The organism is Streptomyces sp. NPDC048523, from assembly GCF_043199815.1.
Taxonomy (GTDB): domain Bacteria; phylum Actinomycetota; class Actinomycetes; order Streptomycetales; family Streptomycetaceae; genus Streptomyces.
In genome coordinates this window covers 899,568-922,555 of record NZ_JBICWQ010000001.1, presented here as the reverse complement: position 1 = coordinate 922,555, position 22,988 = coordinate 899,568, and the positions used below count along the sequence as shown (strand labels likewise).

At 72.5% G+C, this 22,988-nt stretch carries 17 protein-coding genes; 9 read left to right on the top strand and 8 right to left on the bottom strand.

The window, feature by feature from the left end; all coding sequences use genetic code 11:
* Positions 1-14: 14 nt before the first annotated feature.
* Positions 15-527: an AAA family ATPase gene (locus tag ACGFWE_RS04215; protein ID WP_393597730.1), complete on the bottom strand. Its 513-nt coding sequence runs from the start codon at positions 525-527 to the stop codon at positions 15-17.
* A 142-nt stretch (positions 528-669) separates the two neighbouring features.
* Positions 670-1,755, bottom strand: coding sequence for a M12 family metallopeptidase (locus tag ACGFWE_RS04210; protein ID WP_393597728.1), 1,086 nt, complete (start codon positions 1,753-1,755; stop codon positions 670-672).
* Positions 1,756-1,850: 95 nt separating this feature from the next.
* Between ACGFWE_RS04210 and ACGFWE_RS04205 the strand changes: the two genes are divergently transcribed.
* On the top strand, positions 1,851-3,662 hold the full coding sequence (locus ACGFWE_RS04205) for a LuxR C-terminal-related transcriptional regulator (RefSeq protein WP_393597726.1): 1,812 nt from the start codon (positions 1,851-1,853) through the stop codon (positions 3,660-3,662).
* Between the two features lie 118 nt (positions 3,663-3,780).
* Here the strand turns inward: ACGFWE_RS04205 and ACGFWE_RS04200 are convergent, their stop codons facing one another.
* On the bottom strand, positions 3,781-6,348 hold the full coding sequence (locus ACGFWE_RS04200) for a CHAT domain-containing tetratricopeptide repeat protein (protein WP_352382473.1): 2,568 nt from the start codon (positions 6,346-6,348) through the stop codon (positions 3,781-3,783).
* Between the two features lie 148 nt (positions 6,349-6,496).
* Between ACGFWE_RS04200 and ACGFWE_RS04195 the strand changes: the two genes are divergently transcribed.
* From ACGFWE_RS04195 to ACGFWE_RS04185, 3 genes are read left to right on the top strand one after another with little or no spacing between them, the layout of a single operon-like run.
* Positions 6,497-7,924, top strand: a complete 1,428-nt coding sequence (locus ACGFWE_RS04195) for a S8/S53 family peptidase (protein ID WP_393597724.1) — start codon at positions 6,497-6,499, stop codon at positions 7,922-7,924.
* Positions 7,925-7,983: 59 nt separating this feature from the next.
* Positions 7,984-8,559, top strand: coding sequence for a sigma-70 family RNA polymerase sigma factor (locus ACGFWE_RS04190; RefSeq protein ID WP_352380433.1), 576 nt, complete (start codon positions 7,984-7,986; stop codon positions 8,557-8,559).
* A 5-nt stretch (positions 8,560-8,564) separates the two neighbouring features.
* The gene (locus tag ACGFWE_RS04185) at positions 8,565-9,068 is read left to right on the top strand and encodes a hypothetical protein (protein ID WP_352382471.1); all 504 of its coding nucleotides are present in this window, start codon (positions 8,565-8,567) and stop codon (positions 9,066-9,068) included.
* A 1-nt stretch (position 9,069) separates the two neighbouring features.
* On the opposite strand, the gene ACGFWE_RS04180 is transcribed toward ACGFWE_RS04185, so the two are convergent.
* Positions 9,070-9,855 (bottom strand): N-formylglutamate amidohydrolase, encoded by a 786-nt coding sequence (locus ACGFWE_RS04180; RefSeq protein WP_393597722.1) that lies wholly within the window; start codon positions 9,853-9,855, stop codon positions 9,070-9,072.
* A gap of 47 nt (positions 9,856-9,902) precedes the next feature.
* On the opposite strand from ACGFWE_RS04180, the gene ACGFWE_RS04175 reads away from it, so the two are divergent.
* On the top strand, positions 9,903-10,232 hold the full coding sequence (locus ACGFWE_RS04175) for a DUF5713 family protein (protein ID WP_393597720.1): 330 nt from the start codon (positions 9,903-9,905) through the stop codon (positions 10,230-10,232).
* Between the two features lie 321 nt (positions 10,233-10,553).
* On the opposite strand, the gene ACGFWE_RS04170 is transcribed toward ACGFWE_RS04175, so the two are convergent.
* Positions 10,554-12,773 (bottom strand): NADP-dependent isocitrate dehydrogenase, encoded by a 2,220-nt coding sequence (locus tag ACGFWE_RS04170; protein ID WP_352380427.1) that lies wholly within the window; start codon positions 12,771-12,773, stop codon positions 10,554-10,556.
* 206 nt (positions 12,774-12,979) lie between these two features.
* On the opposite strand from ACGFWE_RS04170, the gene ACGFWE_RS04165 reads away from it, so the two are divergent.
* On the top strand, positions 12,980-14,512 hold the full coding sequence (locus tag ACGFWE_RS04165; RefSeq protein WP_393597718.1) for a M1 family metallopeptidase: 1,533 nt from the start codon (positions 12,980-12,982) through the stop codon (positions 14,510-14,512).
* Positions 14,513-14,691: 179 nt separating this feature from the next.
* Here the strand turns inward: ACGFWE_RS04165 and ACGFWE_RS04160 are convergent, their stop codons facing one another.
* The 3 genes from ACGFWE_RS04160 to ACGFWE_RS04150 form a co-directional block, all read right to left on the bottom strand.
* Complete coding sequence (locus tag ACGFWE_RS04160; RefSeq protein WP_393598924.1) at positions 14,692-15,777, bottom strand: mechanosensitive ion channel family protein; 1,086 nt, start codon at positions 15,775-15,777, stop codon at positions 14,692-14,694.
* Positions 15,778-15,938: 161 nt separating this feature from the next.
* Positions 15,939-17,462, bottom strand: a complete 1,524-nt coding sequence (locus tag ACGFWE_RS04155; RefSeq protein ID WP_393597716.1) for an amino acid permease — start codon at positions 17,460-17,462, stop codon at positions 15,939-15,941.
* A 39-nt stretch (positions 17,463-17,501) separates the two neighbouring features.
* Entirely contained in the window at positions 17,502-18,491 is a 990-nt protein-coding gene (locus ACGFWE_RS04150) for a hypothetical protein (protein ID WP_352380421.1), read from the bottom strand.
* A gap of 288 nt (positions 18,492-18,779) precedes the next feature.
* On the opposite strand from ACGFWE_RS04150, the gene ACGFWE_RS04145 reads away from it, so the two are divergent.
* From ACGFWE_RS04145 to ACGFWE_RS04135, 3 genes are all read left to right on the top strand, one after another.
* Positions 18,780-20,219 carry an FGGY family carbohydrate kinase gene (locus ACGFWE_RS04145; RefSeq protein ID WP_393597714.1) on the top strand — a complete coding sequence of 480 codons (1,440 nt, stop codon included), beginning with the start codon at positions 18,780-18,782 and terminating at the stop codon, positions 20,217-20,219.
* 88 nt (positions 20,220-20,307) lie between these two features.
* Positions 20,308-21,759 carry an FAD-dependent oxidoreductase gene (locus tag ACGFWE_RS04140; protein ID WP_393597712.1) on the top strand — a complete coding sequence of 484 codons (1,452 nt, stop codon included), beginning with the start codon at positions 20,308-20,310 and terminating at the stop codon, positions 21,757-21,759.
* Entirely contained in the window at positions 21,756-22,988 is a 1,233-nt protein-coding gene (locus ACGFWE_RS04135) for an NAD(P)/FAD-dependent oxidoreductase (RefSeq protein ID WP_393597710.1), read from the top strand. Before ACGFWE_RS04140 ends, ACGFWE_RS04135 begins: the two co-directional genes overlap by 4 nt.

Genomic DNA, 22,988 nt, shown 5'->3' with positions numbered 1-22,988 from the left:
CCCCCGCGTCGTCTTCACCCGCGAGCTGCCGTGAGGATCGCCTCGAGAAGCGGGCCCAGCGACTTCTCGGGCTCCTGTCCCGCGGTGTCGACCACGAGGCGGTCCCGGTGCCACGGCTCGTACTCCCCGTCGACGATCTGCTGCCAGGCGGGCAGCGGCAGGTCCGGGATGTCCACCGCGCGGGAGTCCGCGCGGCGCCGGTGCTCCTGCGGATCGGAGCAGACGACCTCCACCTCGACCACGGGCACTCCGGCCCTCGTCGCGGCGCCACGCCACGCATCGCGCGTGATCATCAGCGGGTTGACGGACTCCGCGATCACTGTGAGCCCCTGCCGCAACTGCTCCTCGGCGAGGGCGTACCCCACGACGTAGCCCACCGGGCCCACAGGGTGCCGGGCCAGTCCGGAGCGGACGATCGCCTGCTCGATGGTGTCGATCCGCAGATGGACCGCGCCCGTCCTGGCCGCCAGGAGCCGCGCGAGGGTGGTCTTGCCGGTGGCCGGCAGACCGCCGATGACGATCAGCATGCCCCCACTGTGTCACCCGGAATTCCCGGTGAACGCCGTGTGGCCGGAAGTACGTTTCCCTCCCCCGAAGGCTACGTACTTCCGGCCATTCCCCCGGCGCCGGACAGCGGTCCAGCCTCGCCCGTGCGGCCTGTCTGTGCTGTCACCAGCACATGAGCGCGGTTTCCCCCGAACCCCACGCGGAGTACAGGCGCACACGGACGAAGTAGCGGCGGCCCTTCACGAGACGGGCCCTGATCGTGGCGTTGTGCGGAGTGCCTCCGTCGTCCCGGCCGAAGAGGTAGCGGGGTTCCCCGTCCCGCTCCTCGAAGACCACGACGACGGTGTCGCTGTCGCCGAAGGTGCCCACGGTGTACTCGCGGGTCTCCGGCGGTTCCACGGTGAAGTCGGCCTGCTCTCCCGGGCCGAGTCCGAGCGGCGCGGACCGGAAGGGCACCAGCGCCGGCGCCGGTATCGGCCCGGCCGGCGGGTACCAGCGCAGGACGTACTCCTTGTCGGCGGCCGACAGGGTGCCGGGCGGGTTGAGGCCCGCGCGGAACTGCTCCGGTTCCAGGACCAGCCCCGCCTCGAATGGATACTCCATGATCGACTGCGGGTCCCAGACCGAGCCGTTGACCTCGTCCGCATCCAGCTTGCGCACGATGTTGAAGAACGTCCGGTCCCGGCTCCAGAAGTTCGGCGGGCCCGCCAGATCGGCGTAGACGGCCTCGTCGTCCCAGTGGATCCCGGCGAACGGACTCTGGTGCTCGTGCAGCATGCCGAGCGCGTGCCCGATCTCGTGCAGGGCCGTTGCGCGCTCCCCGGGCGCGGTGAGGTCCCAGCCGAAGTTCATGGTGCGTTCGTTCTGACCGACGAGGAGCGCGTCCTTGCCCACGGTCGACCAGGAGCCGTCGCCGATCTGGAACCCGATCCGCAGTTCGGCCTCCGAACGGTCGCCGACCTCGGCGAAGCGCACCCCGATCCCGAGGTCCTGCCACTCCCGGAAGCACTCGCGCACCACGTCCCGCTGCTCCTTGGCGCCGACCCACGACACCCGACGGGACTGCCCGGTCCCCGGAACCGCGATGACCGAACCGTCGGTGTCGCCGTCGAAGAAGCAGTAGTGCAGGACCGTGCCGTTGACCCACATCCGGCTGCCGCCGACGAGCGCACTCAGCCGCTCGGCGGCCAGCCCCGGGACGAACGCCGGAGCCGACTGCTGCGCGAGGGAGCAGTAGCGTGCGGTCATGGGGTTCAGCGTGCCGTCGGGCGCCCCGGGGCGCCTGAGTCGGGGGCTACTCAAGTCCCCCTGTATCAGGACTGAGTAGCGGTGCTCTAGCTTCCGTGACGATATTCGAACGGGACGCGAAGACCCTGGAGCTGCCCTGGCCGTTCACCGGGCGGGAGGACGAACTCGAGCTGGTCCGCAGGTCCGTCGCCGGAGGGCGGCAGGGCATCGTGGTGACCGGTCCCGCGGGCCGCGGCAAGACCCGGCTCGTCACGGAGGCCGTACGCGGCACGGAGTGCGTCAGGGTGGCGGGCACACCCGGGACCCGAGGTCTTCCGTTCGCCGCCTTCGCGCACCTCCTGCCGGAGTCGGTGTCCCTGCAGCGGGCGGTCCAACTCCTGTCGTCCGTACGGCTGTTGCTCATCGACGACGCCCATCTGCTGGACGACGCCTCGGCGGCCCTGGTCCACCAGCTCGCCGTGCACGGCCGCACCCGGCTCCTGGTCGTCGCCACCGAGGGCACGCGAGCGCCGGGCGCGATCTCCCGTCTGTGGACCGGAGAGCTCCTGCCGCGCCTCGCCCTGGAACCGCTGCCCCGCGAGGAGACCGCACAGCTGCTCGCGGTCGGCGCCGGCGGCCCGGACGTCCTCACTGTCAATCGGCTCTACCGCCTGTGCCGGGGCGATCTGCGACTGCTGCGCGAGCTGGTGGACGCGGTACGCGAGCGGGGGCTGCTGCACCGGGTCCCGGACTCGGGCGAGTGGGAATGGCGCGGCCCGGTTCCGGTCACCGCGGCCGTACGCGAGCGCTCCGCGCACCTCCTCGGCCGTACCGGCCCCGGCGAGCGGGAGACCCTGGACCGCCTGGCCTTCGGGGAGCCGCTCCCGATGGACGCGGACACGCTCGACCTGGACGCCCTCGAAGCTCTGGAGGCCGACGGTCTGGTCCACGTCGACGAGCAAGGCGCCGCCCGTCTCGCCCACCCCCTGCACGGCCCGGTGCTGCGAGCCGCCGCCGGACGCCTGAAGACGCGGCGCCTGGCCCGCACACCGGCCGGCCGCGCGGCCGCCCTGGAGACCGAGACGGCCGCACTGGTCCGGGCGATCGCCGAGGGGGACGTACGGGCCGTCTCCACGTCGGTGGGGGAGTGGCTGCTGGACGAGGGCACCGGCATACCGGCCCGGCATGCCGCGGTACGCGCGCGGTTCGCACGCCTGCGGGGGGAACTGCGGGAGGCCGCGGCCTGGGCGAGGGAGGGACTGCGGGCCGCTGCCGACGACCCGACCTGCCGTCTCGAACTGGCCCTGGCCGCGGCACAGTCGGGGCACCACGAGCTCGAGGCGCCTCCGGTCGGCTCGGCTGTCTCGGGCGGTTCGGCGGCCACCTGGTGGGCCGCCGCTCACGGTGATCTCGACACGGCTCTCGGCACCGTCGGGGAGGAGCCGTACGACGCCGTCCGCCTGGGGGCGCCCGACCGGGCCCTCGGCCGGCTGACCGGTGTCTTCGCCGAGCATGCCGACGCGCTCGCCCGCGGTGACGGGCTCGCCCTCGACCGTGCCGCACAGGCCCTGGAGGAGCGCGGCTTCCTGCTCTTCGCGGCGGAGGCGTACGCGCAGGCCGTACGAGCGCACCGCGATCCGAGCGCCGCCCGCACCTCCCGCACCCGAGCCGTCGCCCTGGCCCGGCGCTGTCAGGGTGCCCGCACCCCGGCCTTGTCCGGACTGGTCCTCGGCGAACTCACCGCCCGGCAGCGGCAGATCGTCACCCTCGCTGCCGCCGGCCTGAGCAACCGCCAGATCGCGGAGAAACTCACCCTGTCCATCCGTACGGTCGGCAACCACCTCTACAGCGCGTACGCCCGCCTCGGCGCGAGCGACCGCGACGCGCTGCCGTGCCTGGTGGAGCTGGAGCAGGCACAGCCGGCCTGAGCCGTACACCGGACCGGGGCGGTCTGACCCCCAGTATTCGGGGGAGGGGTCAGGCCGCCCCGCACTTCACGCACCCTCGCACTTCACGCACCCTCGGCACGTCGCGCACCCCTCGCCGTCACGCCGCCCCGAACGCCGAGAACGCCCACCCCGTCGCCTGGTGCACCGCATCCCCCGGCAGCGAGGACCGCGCATCCCGCAGCGCCTCCGCCATGGACGCCCCCGCACTGAGCCCCTTGTGCAGCGTCAGCATCAACGGCACCACCGCCTCGTCGTTGACCGGCGCACTGCACGCGACCACCCCCGCCGTACCCAGCGGCAGCAGCGCGGTGACCAGGCCGAGCAGTTCGTCCGCGCCGACCGAGGCGAACCGGGCGGTGTCGCAGCAGGACAGGATGATCCGGTACGGGCTGCGGTCCAGGCGCTCGAAGTCGTGCACGATGAGCGGCCCGTCGGCCATCCGCAGCGCCGAGAACAGCGGGCTGTCCGCACGGAAGGTGCCGTGCGCGGCGATGTGCGCCAGCGCCGCCCCGTCCAGTTCCTCCAACACCCGCGGCACGCGCGCGTCGTCGTACTCCAGGACGGTGGCGGAGCCGTAGCGCCCGGCCAGTTCGGGCACCTCGGCGCCCTCGGTCGCGAGCCCGGGCCCGCGTACCAGCACCTGACGCCCGCCCGGCGGCGGCACGGTGTCCCGCGCCCGCAGCCAGCTGCTCGCCGACGGCGACACGCTGAACACCCGCTCCCGCAGCGAGGGCAGCAGCGCCCACGGCACCCGGTGCAGCCGTCCCGGCGGTACCACCACGACCGGTCCGGGGCCGAGCTGTGCCGCGGCCGGTCCGAGCAGCAGCTCCTCCAGCCGCCGCCCGGCCGCCTCCACCACCGGAAGCCGGGCCTCCGCCCCCGGGTGGGCCAGCCGCCTCAGCCCTGCCTGGACATGCTCCGCCTCGCGCTCGGCGTCGGCCAGCAGTCCGCCCTCGAACCGCCGCACCCGCCCCTGCGCGCACAGCAGCACCTGAACACGCCCGTCGAGCACGGCGAGTTCGACCAGCCGTACGTTGTCACCGAGCCGTTCCAGCAGTCTGCCGGGGTCGAACCGGTAACCGTCACCGGGTGCGTCACCGCGCATGTGGAGGGTGCGGGAGCGGATCTCCCGTTCCAGGCGCCGTTGTTCGCGCTCCAGCGTCGGCACCGGCCGGCCCTCCATCCGGGCCTCCTCCGCGCGTGCCGCGATCTCCCGGAACGCGGTGAGGTCGCTGAGCAGGGCGGGGTCGGCCGGCGGGCGGGTCGGCGGCGCGGACAGCACCGTGGCCCGCCAGCGCTCGCTCCACACCAGCAGCCGCCGCGGCCCGCCCGACGTGAGCGAGGCCCGCGCCGCGAGCCCGGCGAGCTCCGCGCCCTGCGCGGTGGCCCGGGCCCGCAGCTCCGAGGCGCCCAGGGTCGTACGGTGGTCGTCGAGCACGTCCAGGCCCCGGCGGCAGGCCTCCAGGACCCCCCGGTCGGAGCCCACGGCCCGCGCCCACAGCGCCCGCGCCGCCCAGCCCGTCATCCGCGCCAGCGGCGGCCCGCCGTGCCGGCTGCGGGCGGCCACTTCCAGATGCCGCTGGGCGTCCTCCCGCCACCCCAGGCCGAGCGCGATCCGGCCCGCGAGCAGCGAGGCCTCCGGGGCGGCCGGCGCACCGAAGGAGGCCAGCCGGTCCGCGACCGCCGCCGCGTCCGCGACCAGCCTGCCCGACCCTCGCCCGGCGGCGACCCGCGCCTCGATCAGCACCAGCCGGGCATGCGTCTCCCACCAGGTGCGCCGCTGTCCCGCGAACAGTCGTACGGCCATGTCGGCGCGCGCGATCGCGGTGTGGGCATCACCCGCGACCCGCGCCGCCCGCGCCGCGGCGAGCAGCAGCTCAGCCTTGCGGGTGGACTGCCCGCCGATCCCGTCGAGCACCCCGATCGCCGCGTCCGCCTCCGCGAGCGCCTCCGGGGCGAGACCCGCGGCCATCAGCACCTCGCAGCGCCGGATGGTGAGCATGAACGTCGGTGTGCCGAGCTTGGCGTACCGCTCCTGCGCCTCGTCGAGCAGCCGCAGCGCGGCGGGAATGTCCCCCGACCGGTACGCGGCAAGGCCCCGGCTCTCCACCACGTCGGCCTTGTCGTGCTCCTGGCCGGTCGTGTCCCACAGCGCCTCCGCCGCCGTGAAGTCGGCGTCCGCCCGCTCCACCGCCCCGAGCGCCAGATGCACGGTGGCCCGCAGGGTCAGGGCCCGCGCCGTCCAGATCACGTCGTCGGCCTGCCGCAGCACCGGAATCGCCCGCCGTACGTCCTCCAGCGCCGCCCGGTGCTGCCCGAGGACCCAGGACGCGTAGGCCCGCCGGAACAGGACGCGCGCGCGTGTGTGCCCGCTGCCGACCTCGACACCCCGCTCCAGCGCCGCGAGACCCTGTCGGGTGCGCCCCGCGTGCACCAGTGCCACCCCGAGCGCGGCCAGCACGTCCGCCTCCCGGTCGGCCGACTCCGCGCGCGCCGCGAGATCGCGGGCCCGGCGCAGATGGTCCAGGGCGATCCGCATGTCGCCCCAGTCCCGCTGCCAGATGCCGATGACCTGGTGGGCGACGGAGGCGTGCAGCGGTGAGGGATCCGAGCCGAGTACCTCCTCCGCCCTCGCCAGCGCCTGGTTGGGCGCGGCGAACACCATCGGCAGCAGTTCGAGAACCGAGTCGCTTCCCGCTGTCACTCCATGGATGGTAGTGGCCCAGGTGGCAGGCCACACCGGTTTGGCGCTGTATCAATCACCGGCCCCGCGGCTCTGACTGACGACCGCCGCCTCAGTGGGAGGAAACGCCATGGCACCTCAGCGATTCCACGAGCAGTTCGACCAGATCCAGCGTTCCATGCCCGACGTCCCGCTGGCACTGGGGCCCGACGACGCCTCCGAGTTCATCTACGAGAAGGGCGTGGTCCTCGCCCGGGACGGCCGCGACGCGGCGCTGGTCGAGGAGACCGTGCGCACCCACTTCGCCGAGGCGACCGGTCTGACCGGCGACCATGTGCGCCGGGACAGCCCCGAGACCAACCGCTCGGGCATCACCCGGATCAAGGTCGGCGACCCGGGCCACGGCGACCGGCGCGGCGACCGTGCCGTCACCCACGCCCTGCGTGCGATGAGCGAACGCGAGGGACGCGCCGGACACCGCCTGGTCAGCCGCAACCACGTCGTGTCGATCGCGGTGAACTCCTGCCCCGGTGACGAACCGGTTCCCGCCGCGCTCAGTCAGGGCACCAACCCGGCCCCCGCGGAGGCGGGTTACGACGCCGACACCGCCGTGGGCGTCCTGGTCGTCGACAACGGCCTCACCCACGACCACGCGCTCGTCCCGCTGCTCGCCCATGTCGAGGGCGACCTGCACGGCACCGAGACGGACGGGACCGGGAACCTCCTCCAGTACGTCGGCCACGGCACGTTCATCGCCGGTGTCCTCGCGGCCGTCGCGCCCAACACCGACATCACCGTCCGCAACACCCTCAACGACGCGGGCGCCATCCTGGAGTCCGAGCTCGGCGACAGGCTCTTCGAGGCGGTCGCCGACGGCTGGCCCGACATCATCAGCCTCTCCGCGGGCACCTCCAACGGCCGCACCGACGGCCTGCTCGGCATGGACGCCTTCATGCAGGAACTGCGCGCCCACGACACCCTGTTGGTCGCCGCGGCCGGCAACAACGCCAGCGCCAGCCCCTTCTGGCCCGCCGCCTACGCCTCCCTGCCCGACTACCAGGGCGTCGTCCTGTCGGTCGGGGCGCTGCGCGGCGACGGCGAGTTCGGCGCCTGCTTCAGCAACCACGGCCCCTGGGTGCAGGTCTACGCCCCCGGCGAGCGCCTCACCAGCACCCTCACCGGCTTCGACGCGCCGGTGCCGTACCTCTACCAGCACTCCACGTACGAGGCCTGCCGGTACGGCTTCACCTACGTGTGCACCTGCCAGTCCCCTTCCCACACGGGCGTGTTGAGCGAGGACGGCACCACGGCGAAGCCGGACCAGGTGATGTTCGAGGGGTACGCGCACTGGAGCGGCACCTCCTTCGCGACGCCGGTGGTGGCAGGTCTGGTCGCCGCCCACATGACCGCGAACAAGGAGATGGACCCGCGCGCCGCCCGGCAGCAACTCGTTGCCACCAACACGCAGTTCGCCGAAGTGCGCGGGGCGCACGTGCCGGCGCTGAGGCCGGCCGGCTGGCGTCCGGTGCCGGTCGTGCAGCGCCCGCTGGGCACATGACGGCCGGAGTGGTCCCTTCCACGGCGTACGATGACTTGCCGTACACGAGGGGTGGGACCGTGGACCGAGCAGATGTCGGTGCGCTGGTCCAGTCCGCCGTCGACGGTGACGCGGCGGCCTGGAAGGCGCTCGTGGAAGGGCTGAGCCCCCTGGTGTGGGCCGTGGTGCGCGCGCACCGGCTCTCCGACGCGGACGCGCACGAGGTGTACCAGACCGTGTGGTTCCGCTTCGCCCAGCACCTCGGGCGGATCCGGGAACCCGACAAGGCCAAGTCCTGGCTCGCGAGCACCGCACGCCACGAGTGCCTGAAGGTGCTCAAGAGCTTACGGCGGCTGACCGTCACGGACGATCCGCAGCTCCTGGACCGGATCAGCGAGGACCGTACGCCCGAGCAGTCGTTCCTCGACTCCGAGGAGGCCGCCGCCCAGAGCGAGCGCGTCCGGTACCTGTGGCAGGAGTTCGAGGAACTCGGCGAGCGCTGCCGGGAGTTGCTGCGCATCCTGATGGCCTCGCCGAAGCCCGGCTACCAGGAGGTGTCCGCCGCTCTGGGAATCGCGGTGGGCAGCATCGGACCACTGCGCCAGCGCTGCCTGAGGCGGTTGCGGGCGCGGCTCGAAGCCCGGGGGGCGGTATGAGCGACATGCACGACGATCTCGACGATCGGGACGATCAGGACGCAGTCTTCGACGAAGAGGCGTTGCCGGACGAGGAGTTCGCCCTCGAACTGCTGGAGGAGGAGCTCCGGCAGGCGGCGGCCATCCTGGACCCCGTGCCGCCCGCCCTGCGGCAGCTCGCCGTGGAGGCGTTCGCGCTGCACGACCTGGACAGCCGCATCGCCGAACTCTCCTTCGACTCGGTGGTGGACGCCCTCCCGGTGCGGGGAGCGACGGGGGCGCCGCGGATGCTGACCTTCCACGCGGGGGAGGTGACGGTCGACGTCGAACTCACCCCGCAGGGCCTGATGGGGCAGGTGCTGCCGCCCCGGCCGGCCCGGATCGAGGTCCTCAGCGGCCCGCAGGCAGGCGTACCGCTCACGACCGACGACATGGGCCGCTTCACCTGCGAGGCGTCCCCCGCCGGCCCGTTCGCACTCCGGCTGCGAACAGACGAGGGAGTGATCGTCACCGACTGGGTGACGGTCTGAACTACGCGTCAGGAGACTCCAGAGCATCCACGAGAGCGGCGAGTGCCTGTGCGAGCCGGTGGAGTCCCGGCCCGGCGGGTCCGCCAGGTTCCGTCATGTAGGTGTCCCGCCGGATCTCCACCATCAGGGCACTCACCCGCGGATCGCGGCCGTAGAACTCCAGCGGCACGTACGTCCCACTGAACGGACTGTCCAGCCCGACCTCCCCGAACGCCTCCCGGGCCGCGGCGACCAGTCCGGGCGGCGTGTGGAAGCGGTCGGTGCCGAGACAGACCGGCGGCCGGGGGCCCTCGCCGTGCAGTTCGTAGGGCAGCGGCGCGCTGGGATAGGAGTGCACGTCGATGACGACGGCCCGCCCCGTGACCTCCAGCCGCTCAGCCACGGCTTCGGTCATGGCACGTGCGTACGGCCGGAAATAACGCGCGATGAGCGGCTCGGGGTCGGTGTTCGCGGGCCGCAGTTCCTCCCGGTGCGTGGTCCGCGTGTACACGGCCCCCATCCCCACGGCGAGCATCTCCTCCCGCTCGTCGGGAAACCGCTCGGGATCGACGACCAGCCGCGAGAGCCGGTTCACGAACCGCCACGGCGTTGTCCGCACCAGTCCGGCCGCCATCTCGGCGAGCTCCGCCGTGTGCGCGTCGACGATGTGATCGAGCTCCCGCTCCAACGCGAGGTCGTCCAGCACGATCCCGTCCCGGACCTCGGCCGGGATCTCCCGCGCGGAGTGCGGCACATGGAGGATCACCGGCGACCGCTCGGCGCCGGGCAACAGGTCGAACGAGGGCATACGGCTGCTCCGGGGGCGTTGTCAGTGGCGTGGTGCACCATCTCAGCATGAACATCGGCAACCAGCGGGTGATCGCCCACTCGTTCCTCGAGGCGCTCTACCGCGACGGCTACTACCCCGACCGCGCGGTGGACCGGGGCAAGGAGATCCTGCTGCGGCTGTGCGAGCGGATCGAGACGGACCGACCCGCCGACCCGGCCGCGCTGTACGTGCTGACCCAGGCGGCCACCGAGGAGTTCAACGACCTGCAGGACGACGACTTCGACATCGAGACCGTGGCCCGCGAGGAGATAGCCGAGGAGTTCTGGTTCATCGCACGGACCTACGGCTTCGAGGACGCGGACGTGGAGGAATTGATCGCCACGCGAGACTGGTGAGCCGCCGCGCACGGCCGCCCCTCCCGGTCCGCCGCGCACGGCCGGTCCCCCCGGTGTCCTGCGCGCACGGCCGCTCCGGGTCCGCCGCACGCACGGCCGGTCCCCCGGGCAGACCCCTGCGGATCGACCGGCGGACCCCCGGCCGCAGACCCGCCGCCTCAGTACCCGGCGGCCTCCAGTGGCCCACGCCGTGCCACTTCAGGCCGGCCGCCGCGCCCCTCGGCATTCCCCACGACGCGCCCCCGCGATACACCCCCCGGACACAACCCCGCCCCGGCCGGGCAGAAGCCGACCGGGGCGGGGTCACCGAGAGAGCGGGGGTCAGCTCAGGGACGCCAGCGTGTCGTTCCACGTCGGCGACGGGCGCATGATCTTCGCGGCCTTGGCGGGGTCGGGCTGGTAGTAGCCGCCGATGTCGGCCGGGTTGCCCTGGACGGCGTTCAGCTCCTCGACGATCTTCTGCTCGTTCGCGGCGAGCGTCTCGGCGAGCGAGGCGAACGCCTTGGCCAGGTCCGCGTCGTCGGTCTGCGCCGCCAGCTCCTGGGCCCAGTACAGGGACAGGTAGAAGTGGCTGCCGCGGTTGTCGATGCCGCCGACGCGACGGGTCGGGGACTTGTCCTCGTTGAGGAAGGTCGCCGTGGCGCGGTCGAGGGTGTCGGCGAGGACCTTCGCGCGGGCGTTGCCCGTGAAGTCGGCGTACTGCTCAAGCGACGGGACCAGCGCGAAGAACTCACCGAGGGAGTCCCAGCGCAGGTAGTTCTCCTTGACCAGCTGCTGGACGTGCTTCGGGGCGGAACCGCCGGCGCCCGTCTCGAAGAGGCCGCCGCCCGCCATCAGCGGGACGACCGACAGCATCTTCGCGCTGGTGCCCAGCTCCAGGATCGGGAAGAGGTCGGTCAGGTAGTCACGCAGGACGTTGCCGGTCACCGAGATGGTGTCCTCGCCGCGGCGGATGCGCTCCACCGACAGCTTGGTCGCCTCGACCGGGTTCAGGATCCGGATGTCCAGGCCCTCGGTGTCGTGCTCCGCCAGGTAGGCGGTGACCTTGGCGATCAGGTTGGCGTCGTGCGCGCGGGTCTCGTCCAGCCAGAACACGGCCGGGCTGCCGGTGGCGCGGGCGCGGGTGACGGCCAGCTTCACCCAGTCACGGATCGGCGCGTCCTTGGTCTGGCAGGCGCGGAAGATGTCGCCGGCGGAGACCGCCTGCTCGATCACCACATTGCCGGCCTGGTCGACGAGGCGGACCGTGCCGGTGGCCGGGATCTCGAAGGTCTTGTCGTGGGAGCCGTACTCCTCGGCCTTCTGCGCCATCAGGCCGACGTTCGGCACCGAGCCCATGGTCGACGGGTCGTAGGCGCCGTTGGCACGGCAGTCCTCGATGACGGCCTGGTAGACACCGGCGTACGACGAGTCCGGCAGCACGGCGAGGGTGTCGGCCTCCTGGCCGTCCGGGCCCCACATGTGGCCGGAGGTGCGGATCATGGCCGGCATGGAGGCGTCCACGATCACGTCGGACGGCACGTGCAGGTTGGTGATGCCCTTGTCGGAGTCGACCATCGCGAGGGCCGGGCCCTCGGCGAGCTCGGCGTCGAAGGACGCCTTGATCGCGGCGCCCTCGGGCAGGGACTCCAGGCCCTTGTAGATGCCGCCCAGACCGTCGTTCGGGGTCAGGCCGGCCGCGGCGAGCGTCTGGCCGTACTGCGCGAAGGTCTTCGGGAAGAACGCGCGCACCACGTGACCGAAGATGATCGGGTCCGAGACCTTCATCATCGTGGCCTTCAGGTGCACGGAGAACAGCACGTCCTCCGCCTTGGCGCGGGCGATCTGCGCGGTGAGGAACTCCCGCAGCGGAGCCACGTGCAGCACCGACGCGTCGACGACCTCGCCCTCCAGGACCGGTACCGACTCGCGCAGCACCGTGGTGGAGCCGTCGTCGCCGACCAGTTCGATCTTCAGCGAGCCGGCCTCGGAGACCACGACGGACTTCTCGGTGGAGCGGAAGTCGTCCACGCCCATCGTCGCCACGTTGGTCTTGGACTCCGACGACCAGGCGCCCATGCGGTGCGGGTGGTTCTTGGCGTAGTTCTTGACCGAGGCGGGGGCGCGGCGGTCGGAGTTGCCCTCACGCAGGACCGGGTTCACGGCGGAGCCCTTGACCTTGTCGTAGCGGGCCTGGATGTCCCGCTCCTCGTCGGTCTTCGGGTCGTCCGGGTAGTCCGGCAGCGCGTAGCCCTGCGCCTGCAACTCGGCGACGGCGGCCTTGAGCTGCGGGATCGATGCCGAGATGTTCGGCAGCTTGATGATGTTGGCCTCGGGCGTCTTGGCCAGTTCGCCCAGCTCGTGCAGGGCGTCCGGGATCCGCTGGTCCTCGGTCAGGTACTCCGGGAACACGGCGATGATCCGCCCGGCCAGCGAGATGTCCCGCGTCTCCACGGAGACACCCGCCTGCGAGGCGTACGCCTGGACCACCGGCAGGAAGGAATACGTCGCCAGGGCCGGGGCCTCGTCAGTGTGCGTATAGATGATGGTCGAGTCAGTCACCGGGTGCTCCGCTCCACGTCTGCAACATTGCTCGACATCAAGATATCTCGTGACCGACCCGGGCTCGACAGGGGTCCTCGCCCAGTTCCGAAGATCTCGTGTCTCCTCCGGTGCAACCAAGGCGTCTGATCTTGTGGTCATGCACGGTGATCACACTCATCCGACGGCCGGACCCGACCAGCCGGCCGCCCGAGGGAAAGCAGACCATGAGATATCGCACCAGAGTGACGGCCCCGGCAGCACTGTTCGGCACCGTGGCGGCCCTGTCCGTTGCCGCCCCGGCGCACGCCGACCCGGAGACCGCCACCCCTGGCCCGGAGACCCTCGGGGACCCCGTCTTCCCGAGCCTCGGCAACGACGGCTACCGGGTCTCGTCGTACCACCTCGATCTCGCCTACGACGCCACGACCCGGCTCGTCGACGCGACGGCGACCCTGACGCTCACCACCACCCAGGAGCTGAGCCGCCTCTCCCTGGACGCGCTCGGCCTCGACGTGCACGAGGTGCTGCTCGACGGCGTCCGGGCCGACCGGGAGCAGGCCGGCGAGAAGCTGCGCATCACCCCGGCCGCCCCGCTGGCCGCGCGGACCACGGCGACCGTCACCGTGACCTACACGGCGGACCCGCGTGCCGTCCTCAGCCCCACCGCCTGGGTGCCCACCCCGGACGGCTTCGCGATCTGCCCCCAGCCCAACGCGGCGCACACCGTCTTCCCGTGCAACGACCACCCCTCGGACAAGGCGGACTTCACCTTCCGCGTCACCGTCCCGGCCGGTCTCAGGGGCGTCGCGAGCGGCCGGCTGGTGAGCACCGAGGACCTCGGCGACGGCCGGACCGCGTACTGCTACCGGTCCCGGGAGCCGATGGCCACGGAGCTCGTGCAGATCACGGTCGGCGACTACGTGGTCAAGGACCGGCAGGGCCCGCACGGACTCCCGCTCAGGGACATAATCCCGACGGCCCGGGCCACCGCCCTGGAGCCCGCGCTCGCCCTCACCCCGAACCTGGTGAGCTGGATCGAGCAGCGGCTCGGGGCGTTCCCGTTCGAGACGTACGGCCTGCTGCCCTGCAACAACGACGCCTCCAACGCCTTCGACTTCACCGGCCTGGAGACCCAGACCCTCACCCTGTACAAGCCGAACTTCCTGCTCCAGGCGGAGAAGAGCATCGGCTCGCACATGATGCACGAGCTGGTCCACTCCTACTTCGGCAACAGCGTGAGCCCCGCCACCTGGGCCGACCTGTGGCTCAACGAGGGACACGCCGACTTCTACGGGCTGCTGTACCGCTACGAGCGCGGCTGGACCGACTCCCTCGGTCTGACCACCATGGAAGCCCGCATGAAGGACACGTACGCGCGCGGCGACCAGTGGCGCAAGTCCTCGGGCCCGGTCGCCGCCCCGAACGAGGTCAACCTCTTCGACAGCCAGCGCTACCTCGGCGGCGTCCTCGTCCTGTACGCGCTGCGCCAGCAGGTCGGCGAGAGCGTCTTCGGCGCGATCGAGTCGACGTTCCTTGAGCGCTTCCGCAACGCCTCGGCGTCGACCGAGGACTACATCGCCGTCGCCTCGGAGGTCTCCGGCACCGACCAGTCCGGCTTCCTGCGGGACTGGCTCTACGGCACCAAGACCCCGAGGATGCCCGGTCACCCGGACTGGACGGTGACGCCGGTCAGCTCCGCGCTGCGGCAGCCGCAGAACCGGCCGAGCGCCCCGCACGACAACTCGGCCACCTTGTAGCCGACCACGACGGGGCCGGTGCTCCCCATCAGCCCGGACGGCCCGCGCAGCCACGGCTTCGCGGTGCCGCGGTCGCGAGCCCGGCCCCGGCCGCGCGGGAGCACCCCGATCGTCGCCCCCGCACGAGCCGGGCCCGGGTGCGCCGTGCCTCGAGGCCGGTCCGGTACGACAGGCATGACCTAGTCGAGCCGTGCGGCGGACACCTCGCCCGGCTCGATCACGGTCTGTCCGCCGCGCTGGTGCGGAATGGACACCGAGCCCTGCTGGAGGGCCACGGTCCGCGTCGGCGCCGGGATCCGGATGCCCTCCGCGCGGTAGCGCTTGTGCAGCTCCTTGATGAACTCGTGCTTGATGCGGAACTGGTCGCTGAACTCGCCGACGCCCAGGATGACGGTGAAGCCGATCCGGGAGTCGCCGAAGGTGTGGAAGCGGACCAGCGGTTCGTGCTCGGGGAGCGCGCCCTCGACCCGGGTCATGACCTCGGTGACGACCTCGCAGGTGACCCGCTCGACGTGGTCCAGATCACTGTCGTACGCCACCCCGACCTGGACCAGGATCGTCAACTCCTGCTCGGGACGCATGAAGTTGGTCATGTTCGTCTTGGCGAGCTCGCCGTTGGGGACGACGATCAGGTTGTTGGAGAGCGCGCGGACGGTCGTCTGGCGCCAGTTGATGTCCTCGACATAGCCCTCCTCGCCGCTGGCCAGCCGGATGTAGTCGCCGGGCTGGACCGTCTTGGAGGCGAGGATGTGGATGCCGGCGAAGAGGTTGGCGAGGGTGTCCTGGAGGGCGAGCGCGACCGCGAGGCCGCCGACGCCGAGGGCGGTGAGCATCGGCGCTATGGAGATGCCGAGGGTCTGCAGCACGACCAGGAAACCGATCGCCAGGACCAGCACCCTGGTGATGTTGACGAAGATCGTGGCCGAACCGGCGACTCCGGAGCGGGACGTGGTGACCGTGCGCACGAGCCCCGCGACCAGCCGGGCCGCCGCCACCGTGACCACGAAGATCAGCAGCACGGTGAGCACCTGGTTGACCGTGCGCTGGACGCCCTTGGTCAGCGGCAGCGCCGCCGCGGCGACGGCGATGCCGCCCGCGATCGCCGCCGAGGGCACCACGGTCCGCAGCGCGGCCACGAGGACGTCGTCGCCGCCCCACTTGGTGCGGTCCGCGTGCTTGCCCAGCCACTTGAGCAGCATGCGCAGCAGGAAGGCCGCCACCAGGCCCGCGACCACGGCGATGCCGGCGCCGAGCATGTCGTCCATGGTGAGATCCCGTTGAAATGCCGTCACGTTGCCACCTGTTCGAAAATTGCGGGAAGTGCGATCGCGTCGGCCGTGTGAAGCTTCCGTGGCCGACGCGACCGCTCATCCTGCCGTATCCGGCACGGCAGTTCGTACCGGGCGTGGCGCCGGATCGCCGGGTTTCAGACGATCCCCTCGGAGAGCTCGGCCTGCTCGCGGTCCGAGTACGCGGCCGTCGTGGGCGTTCCGTACGAACGCCGGGCCACGAACCACCACACCGTGGCGAGAAGCAGGACGACGGCCAGGGCCACGGAGGCGTAGTTCATCGTGTCCACCGTCACCGGCGAGGACTGCGGCAGGCAGAACAGCACCGTCACACAGGCCACCCACACCACGGCCGTCCATCCAATGGGCTTGCTCCACCTGCCCAGGCTCCACGGACCCGGCTGAAAACGGCTCCCCGCGCGCAGCCGCAGGAACACCGGGATGGCGTACGCGGGTGTGATGCCGATGACATTGATCGCGGTCACCGCGCCGTACGCGGTCGCCGAGTACAGCGAGGGCAGCGCGAGCACCCCGGCGACCACGACCGACAGCCACACGGCGGCGACCGGCGTCTGGGTGCGGGCGCTGACCTTGCGCCAGAGCGCCGAGCCCGGCAGGGCCTTGTCCCGGCTGAACGCGAACACCATCCGGCTGGCCGCGGCCACCTCGGCGTTGCCGCAGAACAGCTGCGCCACGACCACCACGACGAGCAGCGCGCTCGCGCCGTCGGTGCCGAGACCGTCGAGCAGGATCTGGGCCGGCGGCACCCCGGTCGCGCTGGTCCGCGTGGCGTCGTAGTCCTGGATCGCGAAGGTGAGTCCCGCGAGCAGCACGAACCCGGCGATCCACGACACCCAGATCGCCCGCACGATGCCCTTGGCCGCCGAGACCGAGGCGTTGGAGGTCTCCTCGGACAGATGGGCCGAGGCGTCGTAGCCGGAGAACGTGTACTGCGCGAGCAGCAGGCCGATCGCGGCCACGTGGACGGGGTTGTGCCAGCCGGTGTCGTTGACGAACTCCGTGAACACGAAGGACGGCGACCGGTGGCTGTCCGGGACGATCCACAGGGCGCCGACGATCACCGCCACGCCGGCCAGGTGCCACCACACGCTGATCGAGTTGAGCACGGAGACCAGGCGCACGCCGAACAGGTTCAGTACGGCGTGCAGTAAGAGGATCGCCGCGAAGATCAGCATGGTCTTGCCCGGCGTCGGCTCGAAACCCCACTGGAGGTTGGCGAACGCGCCCGCGAACAGGGCGGCGCCGTAGTCGATCCCGGCGATCGCGCCGAGCAGCCCGAGCAGGTTCAGCCAGCCCGTGTACCAGCCCCAGCGGCGGCCGCCGAGCCGGTCCGCCATGTAGTAGAGGGCGCCGGACGTCGGATACGCGCTGGTGACCTCGGCCAGTGCGAGTCCCACGCACAGCACGAACAGCCCGACGCCCGCCCAGCCCCACAGCATCACCGCGGGCCCGCCCGCGCCCATGCCGAAGCCGTACAGGGTCATGCAGCCGGACAGGATCGAGATCACCGAGAAGCTGATCGCGAAGTTGCCGAAGCCGCCCATGCGCCGGGCCAGCACGGGCCGGTAGCCGAGATCCCGCAGCCGCTGTTCCTCGTCGGGCTGCGGGACGTGCGGGGATATCGATGGTTCGTACGCCATACGGAGACCTCCGATGAAGGGGCGGAAGCGGTACGGGTGTCAGGGGCCGTGCGTCGCGGACCGGCTGCGCGCCCGCGCCCGGAGGAAGACCTGCCCGCCCTGCCCCCGCTCGTCGCCCGCGTCGGCGCGGTAGGACCACGGCAGGGGCGTGTAGTACGGGCCGAGCGCGTCGAACACCTCGGTCGCCTCCGTGAACCGCAGCGCCCCCCATAGGGCGTGGGCGAGATGGTTGAGGTCGAGCGGGGTGCGCTCCTCGGCGGGAGCCCGGGCGAACCAGGCGTCGTAGGCCCGGCCCGCCTCCCGGACGGCGTCCTCGGCCACCCAGTGCAGGTCGAGCGCGGCACTGTGGCCGGCGTCGCGCCGGTACCGCTCGACCCGTACGTACAGCGGGAGTACGTGCAGCGCGGACCCCGGTGGGGCGGACTCGGCGGCTCGGTGCGCATAGCCGACCGCCTCCGCCAGCCGCTCCGAGGACGCCTGCGCGTACAGGAACTGGAGCATGCGGTGGTGGGCCTCGCGGTTGTACGGGTCCCGCCTGTCGGCCTCGGCCAGTAGCCCCCAGGGCCCCGGCGGCAGCATCGGCGCCGGCGGCTTCGCCCGGTGCTCCTCCCACAGCCGCCGGTGGTCCAGTTGCGCCAGGGCCAGCAGGCACACCCAGGGCACCGGGTCGTGGGCCGCGACCCGGGCGGCGGTCCGGCTGACGTCCCAGGCCTCGATCCACAGTTCGTGCGTACGGCGGTGCCGCTCGCGCCGGGCCCGCAGCGCGCGCTCCACGGCCACCCGGGCCCGCATCACCGTGGCCGGCACGCTGCCGGGCTCCTCCGCGAGCCAGGTCCGCACCACGTCGGTGCCCGCGGCCGCGGCGGCCAGCACCTGGGTGCGCTGGGTCCACTGCCACCAGGCGGTGGTCCGCTCCAGCAGGGTGCGCATCGACATCCAGCGCCCGGCGCGGACCTCCTGGAGGGCCGCGCGCAGTTCCGGATCGTGGCCGGCGGGGTCGAAGACGGGGCGTGCTCCTTCTCTGGCCATCACCTGCCCGCTCCGGACGGGGGACCGGACAGGACGGCAGGGTGGAGTAACAACAGCCCTCCTCGGGGCGGCGGTTGAGGAGATCGCGGGTGGTCGGCGGTCACTATAGGGGCGGAGAATCGCAGGCACACCACCTTCCCGATCATTGAGAACTTCTTTTCACGAAAGGGAAGTTGACTGGTGATCGGCCAGTCAAAGCGGCCGAGTAACCGCTGGTGGGGGGCCGCTTGACGCGGCACGGACGACGACGGCAGGCTGTCGGACCGTGATCACTACGGGAGGGACGTGATGACCGGTCCGGTGCTTGCCGTCGACCAGGGCACCTCCGGCACCAAGGCCCTGGTGATCTGCCCCGAACGCGGTGTCATCGGCACCGGATTCGCCGAGGTGCGACCACGTCACCGGCCCGGCGGACTGGTCGAGGCCGACCCCGCGCGGCTGTACGACTCGGTGATCGAGGCGGGCACGCGGGCGCTGGCCGAGGCGGGCGAGTCCGTGGTCGCGCTGGGCCTCGCCAACCAGGGCGAGACCGTGCTCGCCTGGGACCCGGCGACGGGCCGGCCGCTCACCGACGCGCTCGTGTGGCAGGACCGCCGGGCACAGAGCGTGTGCACCGAACTCCTGCCGCACGCGGAGGAGTTGCGGGCCCTGACGGGCCTCCCGCTGGACCCGTACTTCGCCGCGCCCAAGATGGCCTGGATACGACGGCACCACACCCGCGAGGGAGTCGTCACCACCAGTGACGCCTGGCTGGTCCACCGGCTCACCGGCGCCTTCGTCACGGACGCTGCCACCGCCGGGCGCACCCAGCTCCTCGACCTCGACCATGTGCGCTGGTCGCGGCGCGCCCTCGACCTGTACGGCCTCGCGGACGAACGGCTCCCCGAGGTCGTCGGCAACGCCCAACCGGTCGGTGCGACACGGGCGTTCGGCCCGGAGATCCCGCTCACCGGTCTGGCCGTCGACCAGCAGGCCGCCCTGCTCGCCCAGCGCGTCACGGCCCCCGGCGGCGCCAAGTGCACCTACGGGACGGGTGCGTTCCTGCTCGCGCACACCGGGTCCGTGCCCCGGCGCGGTGACACGGGACTGGTCAGCTGTGTGGCCTGGCAGCTTGCCGGGCGGACCAGCTACTGCCTCGACGGCCAGGTGTACACGGCCGCGTCCGCGGTCCGCTGGCTCACCGACCTGGGCGTCATCGAGGGCGCCGCCGACCTCGACGCGGTGGGCGGCACGGTGCCCGACTGCGGCGGGGTCACCTTCGTCCCGGCCCTCGCCGGGCTCGCGGCCCCCTGGTGGCGGGGTGACCTGCGGGGCTCCCTCACGGGCCTGGGCCTCGACACCGGCCCCGGGCATCTGGTGCGAGCACTCTGCGACGGCCTGGCCGCACAGGTCGTCCTGCTCGCCGAGGCCGCCGCCACGGATCTCGGCTCGCCCCTGGACGTCCTGCGCGTCGACGGCGGCCTCACCCGCTCCGCCCTCCTCATGCAGACCCAGGCCGACCTGCTGCAACGCCCCGTGGAGGTGTCGGCGCTGCCGGACGCGACCGCGCTGGGCATGGGTGCGCTGGCGCGGCTCGGCGCGGAACCCGGGCTCGAGGTGGCCGACGCGCTGCCGCACTGGAAGCCGGCCGCCGTGTACGAGCCGCGGATCTCGGCCCAGGAGGCGGGGGAGCGCATGGGCGGGTTCCGGGCCGCGGTCGACATGCTGCTCCGGGAGGCGGACGGATGAGAGGGCGGCCGTCGGGCACGGGTGGTCCGCGGCGCCGTCGTGGCGGGTCGCACAATTCCCTGCGCCCCTTCCTGGCCGGCGGACGCGCATGACGGGCCGTGCGCACGGCGTCGTCACCCGCCGGGGTCCCCTGCCCACACCGCCGTACGACATCACCGTCGTCGGGGCCGGAGTGGTCGGCACAGCGATCGCCCGCTCCCTCGCCCGCCACCCCCACTTCCACATCGCCCTCGTGGAAGCACAGGACGACGTCGGCCAGGGCACCTCGAAGGCCAACACCGCGATCCTGCACACCGGTTTCGACGCCGCCCCCGGCACCCTGGAGGCACGCCTGGTCCGGGAGGGTTCACGACTGCTCGCCGCCTACGCGGCAGCGTCCGGCATCCCCGTCGAACCCGTCGGCGCCCTCCTCGTCGCCTGGGACGAGCAGCAACTCGCCGCCCTGCCCCGCCTCGCCGAGAAGGCCGAGCGCAACGAGTACCACGACACCCGCCTCATCGGCCCCGAGGAGCTCTACGACCGTGAGCCGCATCTCGGTGCCGGTGCGCTCGGCGCCCTGCACGTCCCCGGCGAGAGCATCGTCTGCCCCTGGACGACGACCCTGGCGTACGCCACCCAGGCCGTCCGGCACGGAGTCGACCTCCACCTCAACGCCCGTGTGGAACAGGTGAGTCGCCCGGACGGCACGCACCACCACCTGACGACGTCCCGGGGAACCCTGCGCACCCGTTGGCTCGTCAACGCCGCCGGACTGCACGCCGACACCCTCGACCGGGCCCTCGGCCACGACGACTTCACCGTCACCCCGCGCCGCGGCCAGCTCCTCGTCTTCGACAAGTTCGCCCGCGACCTCGTGCGGCACATCCTCCTGCCCGTCCCCACCGCCCTCGGCAAAGGCATCCTGGTCGCCCCCACCGTGTACGGCAACGTCCTGCTCGGCCCCACTGCCGAGGACCTGGACGACAAACGGGCCACCGGCTCCACCGCCGACGGCCTGGAAGGGCTGCGCGACAAGGGCCGCCGCATCCTCCCCGGCCTGCTCGACGAGGAGGTCACCGCCGTCTACGCCGGCCTGCGCGCCGCCATCGAACACGAGGACTACCGCATCTCGGCCCACCCCGAGCAGGCGTACGTCACCGTCGGCGGCATCCGCTCGACCGGACTGACCGCCTCGCTCGCCATCGCCGCGCACGTGAGGGACCTGCTCGCCGACACCGGCCTCGACCTCGGCCCCGCCGAGGAACTGGAACCGGTGCACATGCCCAACCTCGGCGAGATGTTCCCGCGCCCCTACCAGCGGCCCGAACTCATCGCCGCCGACCCGGAGTACGGCACCCTCGTCTGCCACTGCGAACGCGTCACCCGCGGCGAGATCCGCGACGCCCTCACCACCACGATCCCCCCGACCACCCTCGACGGCCTGCGCCGCCGAACCCGGGCCCGGGCGGGGCGCTGCCAGGGTTTCTACTGCGGGGCGGCGGTGCGGGAGTTGTTCGAGAGGGCCCAGCTGCCGGCGTCGCCCGAGAAGGTCCGCCCATGACCGCCGTACGTGAGGTCGACGTCCTGATCGTCGGCGCCGGCCCCGCCGGACTCGCGGCCGCCGCCCGCCTGGCCGCCGCCCGAGTGGGGCGGGTCGAGGTCCTGGACCGCGAGCAGCAGGCCGGGGGAGTGCCGCGGCATTGTGCCCACGGCGGCTACGGCAGTCCGCTGCGCCCCCTGAGCGGGCCCGCCTACGCCCGACTCCTCGTCACCGCCGCCGAGGGCGCCGGAGCCGTCGTACGTACCGGCGTCACCGCCCTCGACTGGGCCGGTCCGCTGGCGCTGGGCACCGTCGGACCGCGTGGTCACGAGACGATCCGGGCCCGGGCGGTCGTCCTGGCCACCGGCGCCCGTGAACGCCCGCGCTCCGCACGGCTGGTCCCCGGCACCCGCCCGGCCGGCGTCCTCACCACGGGCGAACTCCAGCAGGCCGTGCACCTCTACGGCCAGCGCATCGGCGAGCGCGCGGTCGTGGTCGGCGCCGAGGACGTCTCCTACGCGGCCGCCGCCACCGTACGGGCTGCCGGAGCGGTGGTCGTCGCCATGGTCACCGAGGGGTCGCGCGCACAGACCATGCCCGCCCGCGCCGCCGACGCCCGTCTCCGGCAAGGCATTCCGCTCCTGACCGGCACCACGGTCACCGAACTCCTCGGACACGGAAGGCTGTCGGGCGTCCGCGTACGGCACCGGGACGGCAGGACGGCCGTACTGCCCTGTGACACGGTCGTCTTCACCGGCGACTTCGTGCCCGAACACGAACTCGCCCGGCGCGGCCGCCTGATTCTGGACGGCGGCACCCGGGGCCCGGCCGTCGACGGGTCGCTGCGCACCTCACGGCCCGGCGTGTTCGCGGTCGGCAGTGTGCTGCACCCCGTGGAGAGCGCGGCGACCGCGGCCCGCGAGGGGGCCCACGTGGCCGGCGCCGTTCTGGAGACTCTTGGCGGAGCCGAACGACCCGGGCACGACGGCGTCCCCCTGCTGGTGGACCCGCCCCTGCGCTGGATCGCCCCGAACCGCGTCACCCCGGCCGACCGCGGACTGCCGTACCTCCTGCGCACGACGGCCCCGCTCTACCGTCCGCTCCTCCAGGTCACCCAGGACGGCCGCACGCTGCACCGCCAAGGCTTTCTCAGGGCGCTTCCGCATCGGACCCTCACCCTCGGCGCACGCTGGACACACCGCGTCGACCCCGGGGGCGGCCCCGTACGGGTACGGCTCACGGACCGGTGA

Coding starts and splice junctions, on each gene's coding strand:
- ACGFWE_RS04180 (WP_393597722.1), bottom strand. CDS start 9,855: ATGCCCTCGTTCGACCTGTTGCCCGGCGCCGAGCGGTCGCCGGTGATC.
- ACGFWE_RS04140 (WP_393597712.1), top strand. CDS start 20,308: ATGACGGGCCGTGCGCACGGCGTCGTCACCCGCCGGGGTCCCCTGCCC.
- ACGFWE_RS04165 (WP_393597718.1), top strand. CDS start 12,980: ATGAGATATCGCACCAGAGTGACGGCCCCGGCAGCACTGTTCGGCACC.
- ACGFWE_RS04150 (WP_352380421.1), bottom strand. CDS start 18,491: ATGGCCAGAGAAGGAGCACGCCCCGTCTTCGACCCCGCCGGCCACGAT.
- ACGFWE_RS04145 (WP_393597714.1), top strand. CDS start 18,780: ATGACCGGTCCGGTGCTTGCCGTCGACCAGGGCACCTCCGGCACCAAG.
- ACGFWE_RS04185 (WP_352382471.1), top strand. CDS start 8,565: ATGCACGACGATCTCGACGATCGGGACGATCAGGACGCAGTCTTCGAC.
- ACGFWE_RS04195 (WP_393597724.1), top strand. CDS start 6,497: ATGGCACCTCAGCGATTCCACGAGCAGTTCGACCAGATCCAGCGTTCC.
- ACGFWE_RS04175 (WP_393597720.1), top strand. CDS start 9,903: ATGAACATCGGCAACCAGCGGGTGATCGCCCACTCGTTCCTCGAGGCG.
- ACGFWE_RS04160 (WP_393598924.1), bottom strand. CDS start 15,777: ATGGACGACATGCTCGGCGCCGGCATCGCCGTGGTCGCGGGCCTGGTG.
- ACGFWE_RS04200 (WP_352382473.1), bottom strand. CDS start 6,348: ATGGTGTTCGCCGCGCCCAACCAGGCGCTGGCGAGGGCGGAGGAGGTA.
- ACGFWE_RS04215 (WP_393597730.1), bottom strand. CDS start 527: ATGCTGATCGTCATCGGCGGTCTGCCGGCCACCGGCAAGACCACCCTC.
- ACGFWE_RS04155 (WP_393597716.1), bottom strand. CDS start 17,462: ATGGCGTACGAACCATCGATATCCCCGCACGTCCCGCAGCCCGACGAG.
- ACGFWE_RS04135 (WP_393597710.1), top strand. CDS start 21,756: ATGACCGCCGTACGTGAGGTCGACGTCCTGATCGTCGGCGCCGGCCCC.
- ACGFWE_RS04210 (WP_393597728.1), bottom strand. CDS start 1,755: ATGACCGCACGCTACTGCTCCCTCGCGCAGCAGTCGGCTCCGGCGTTC.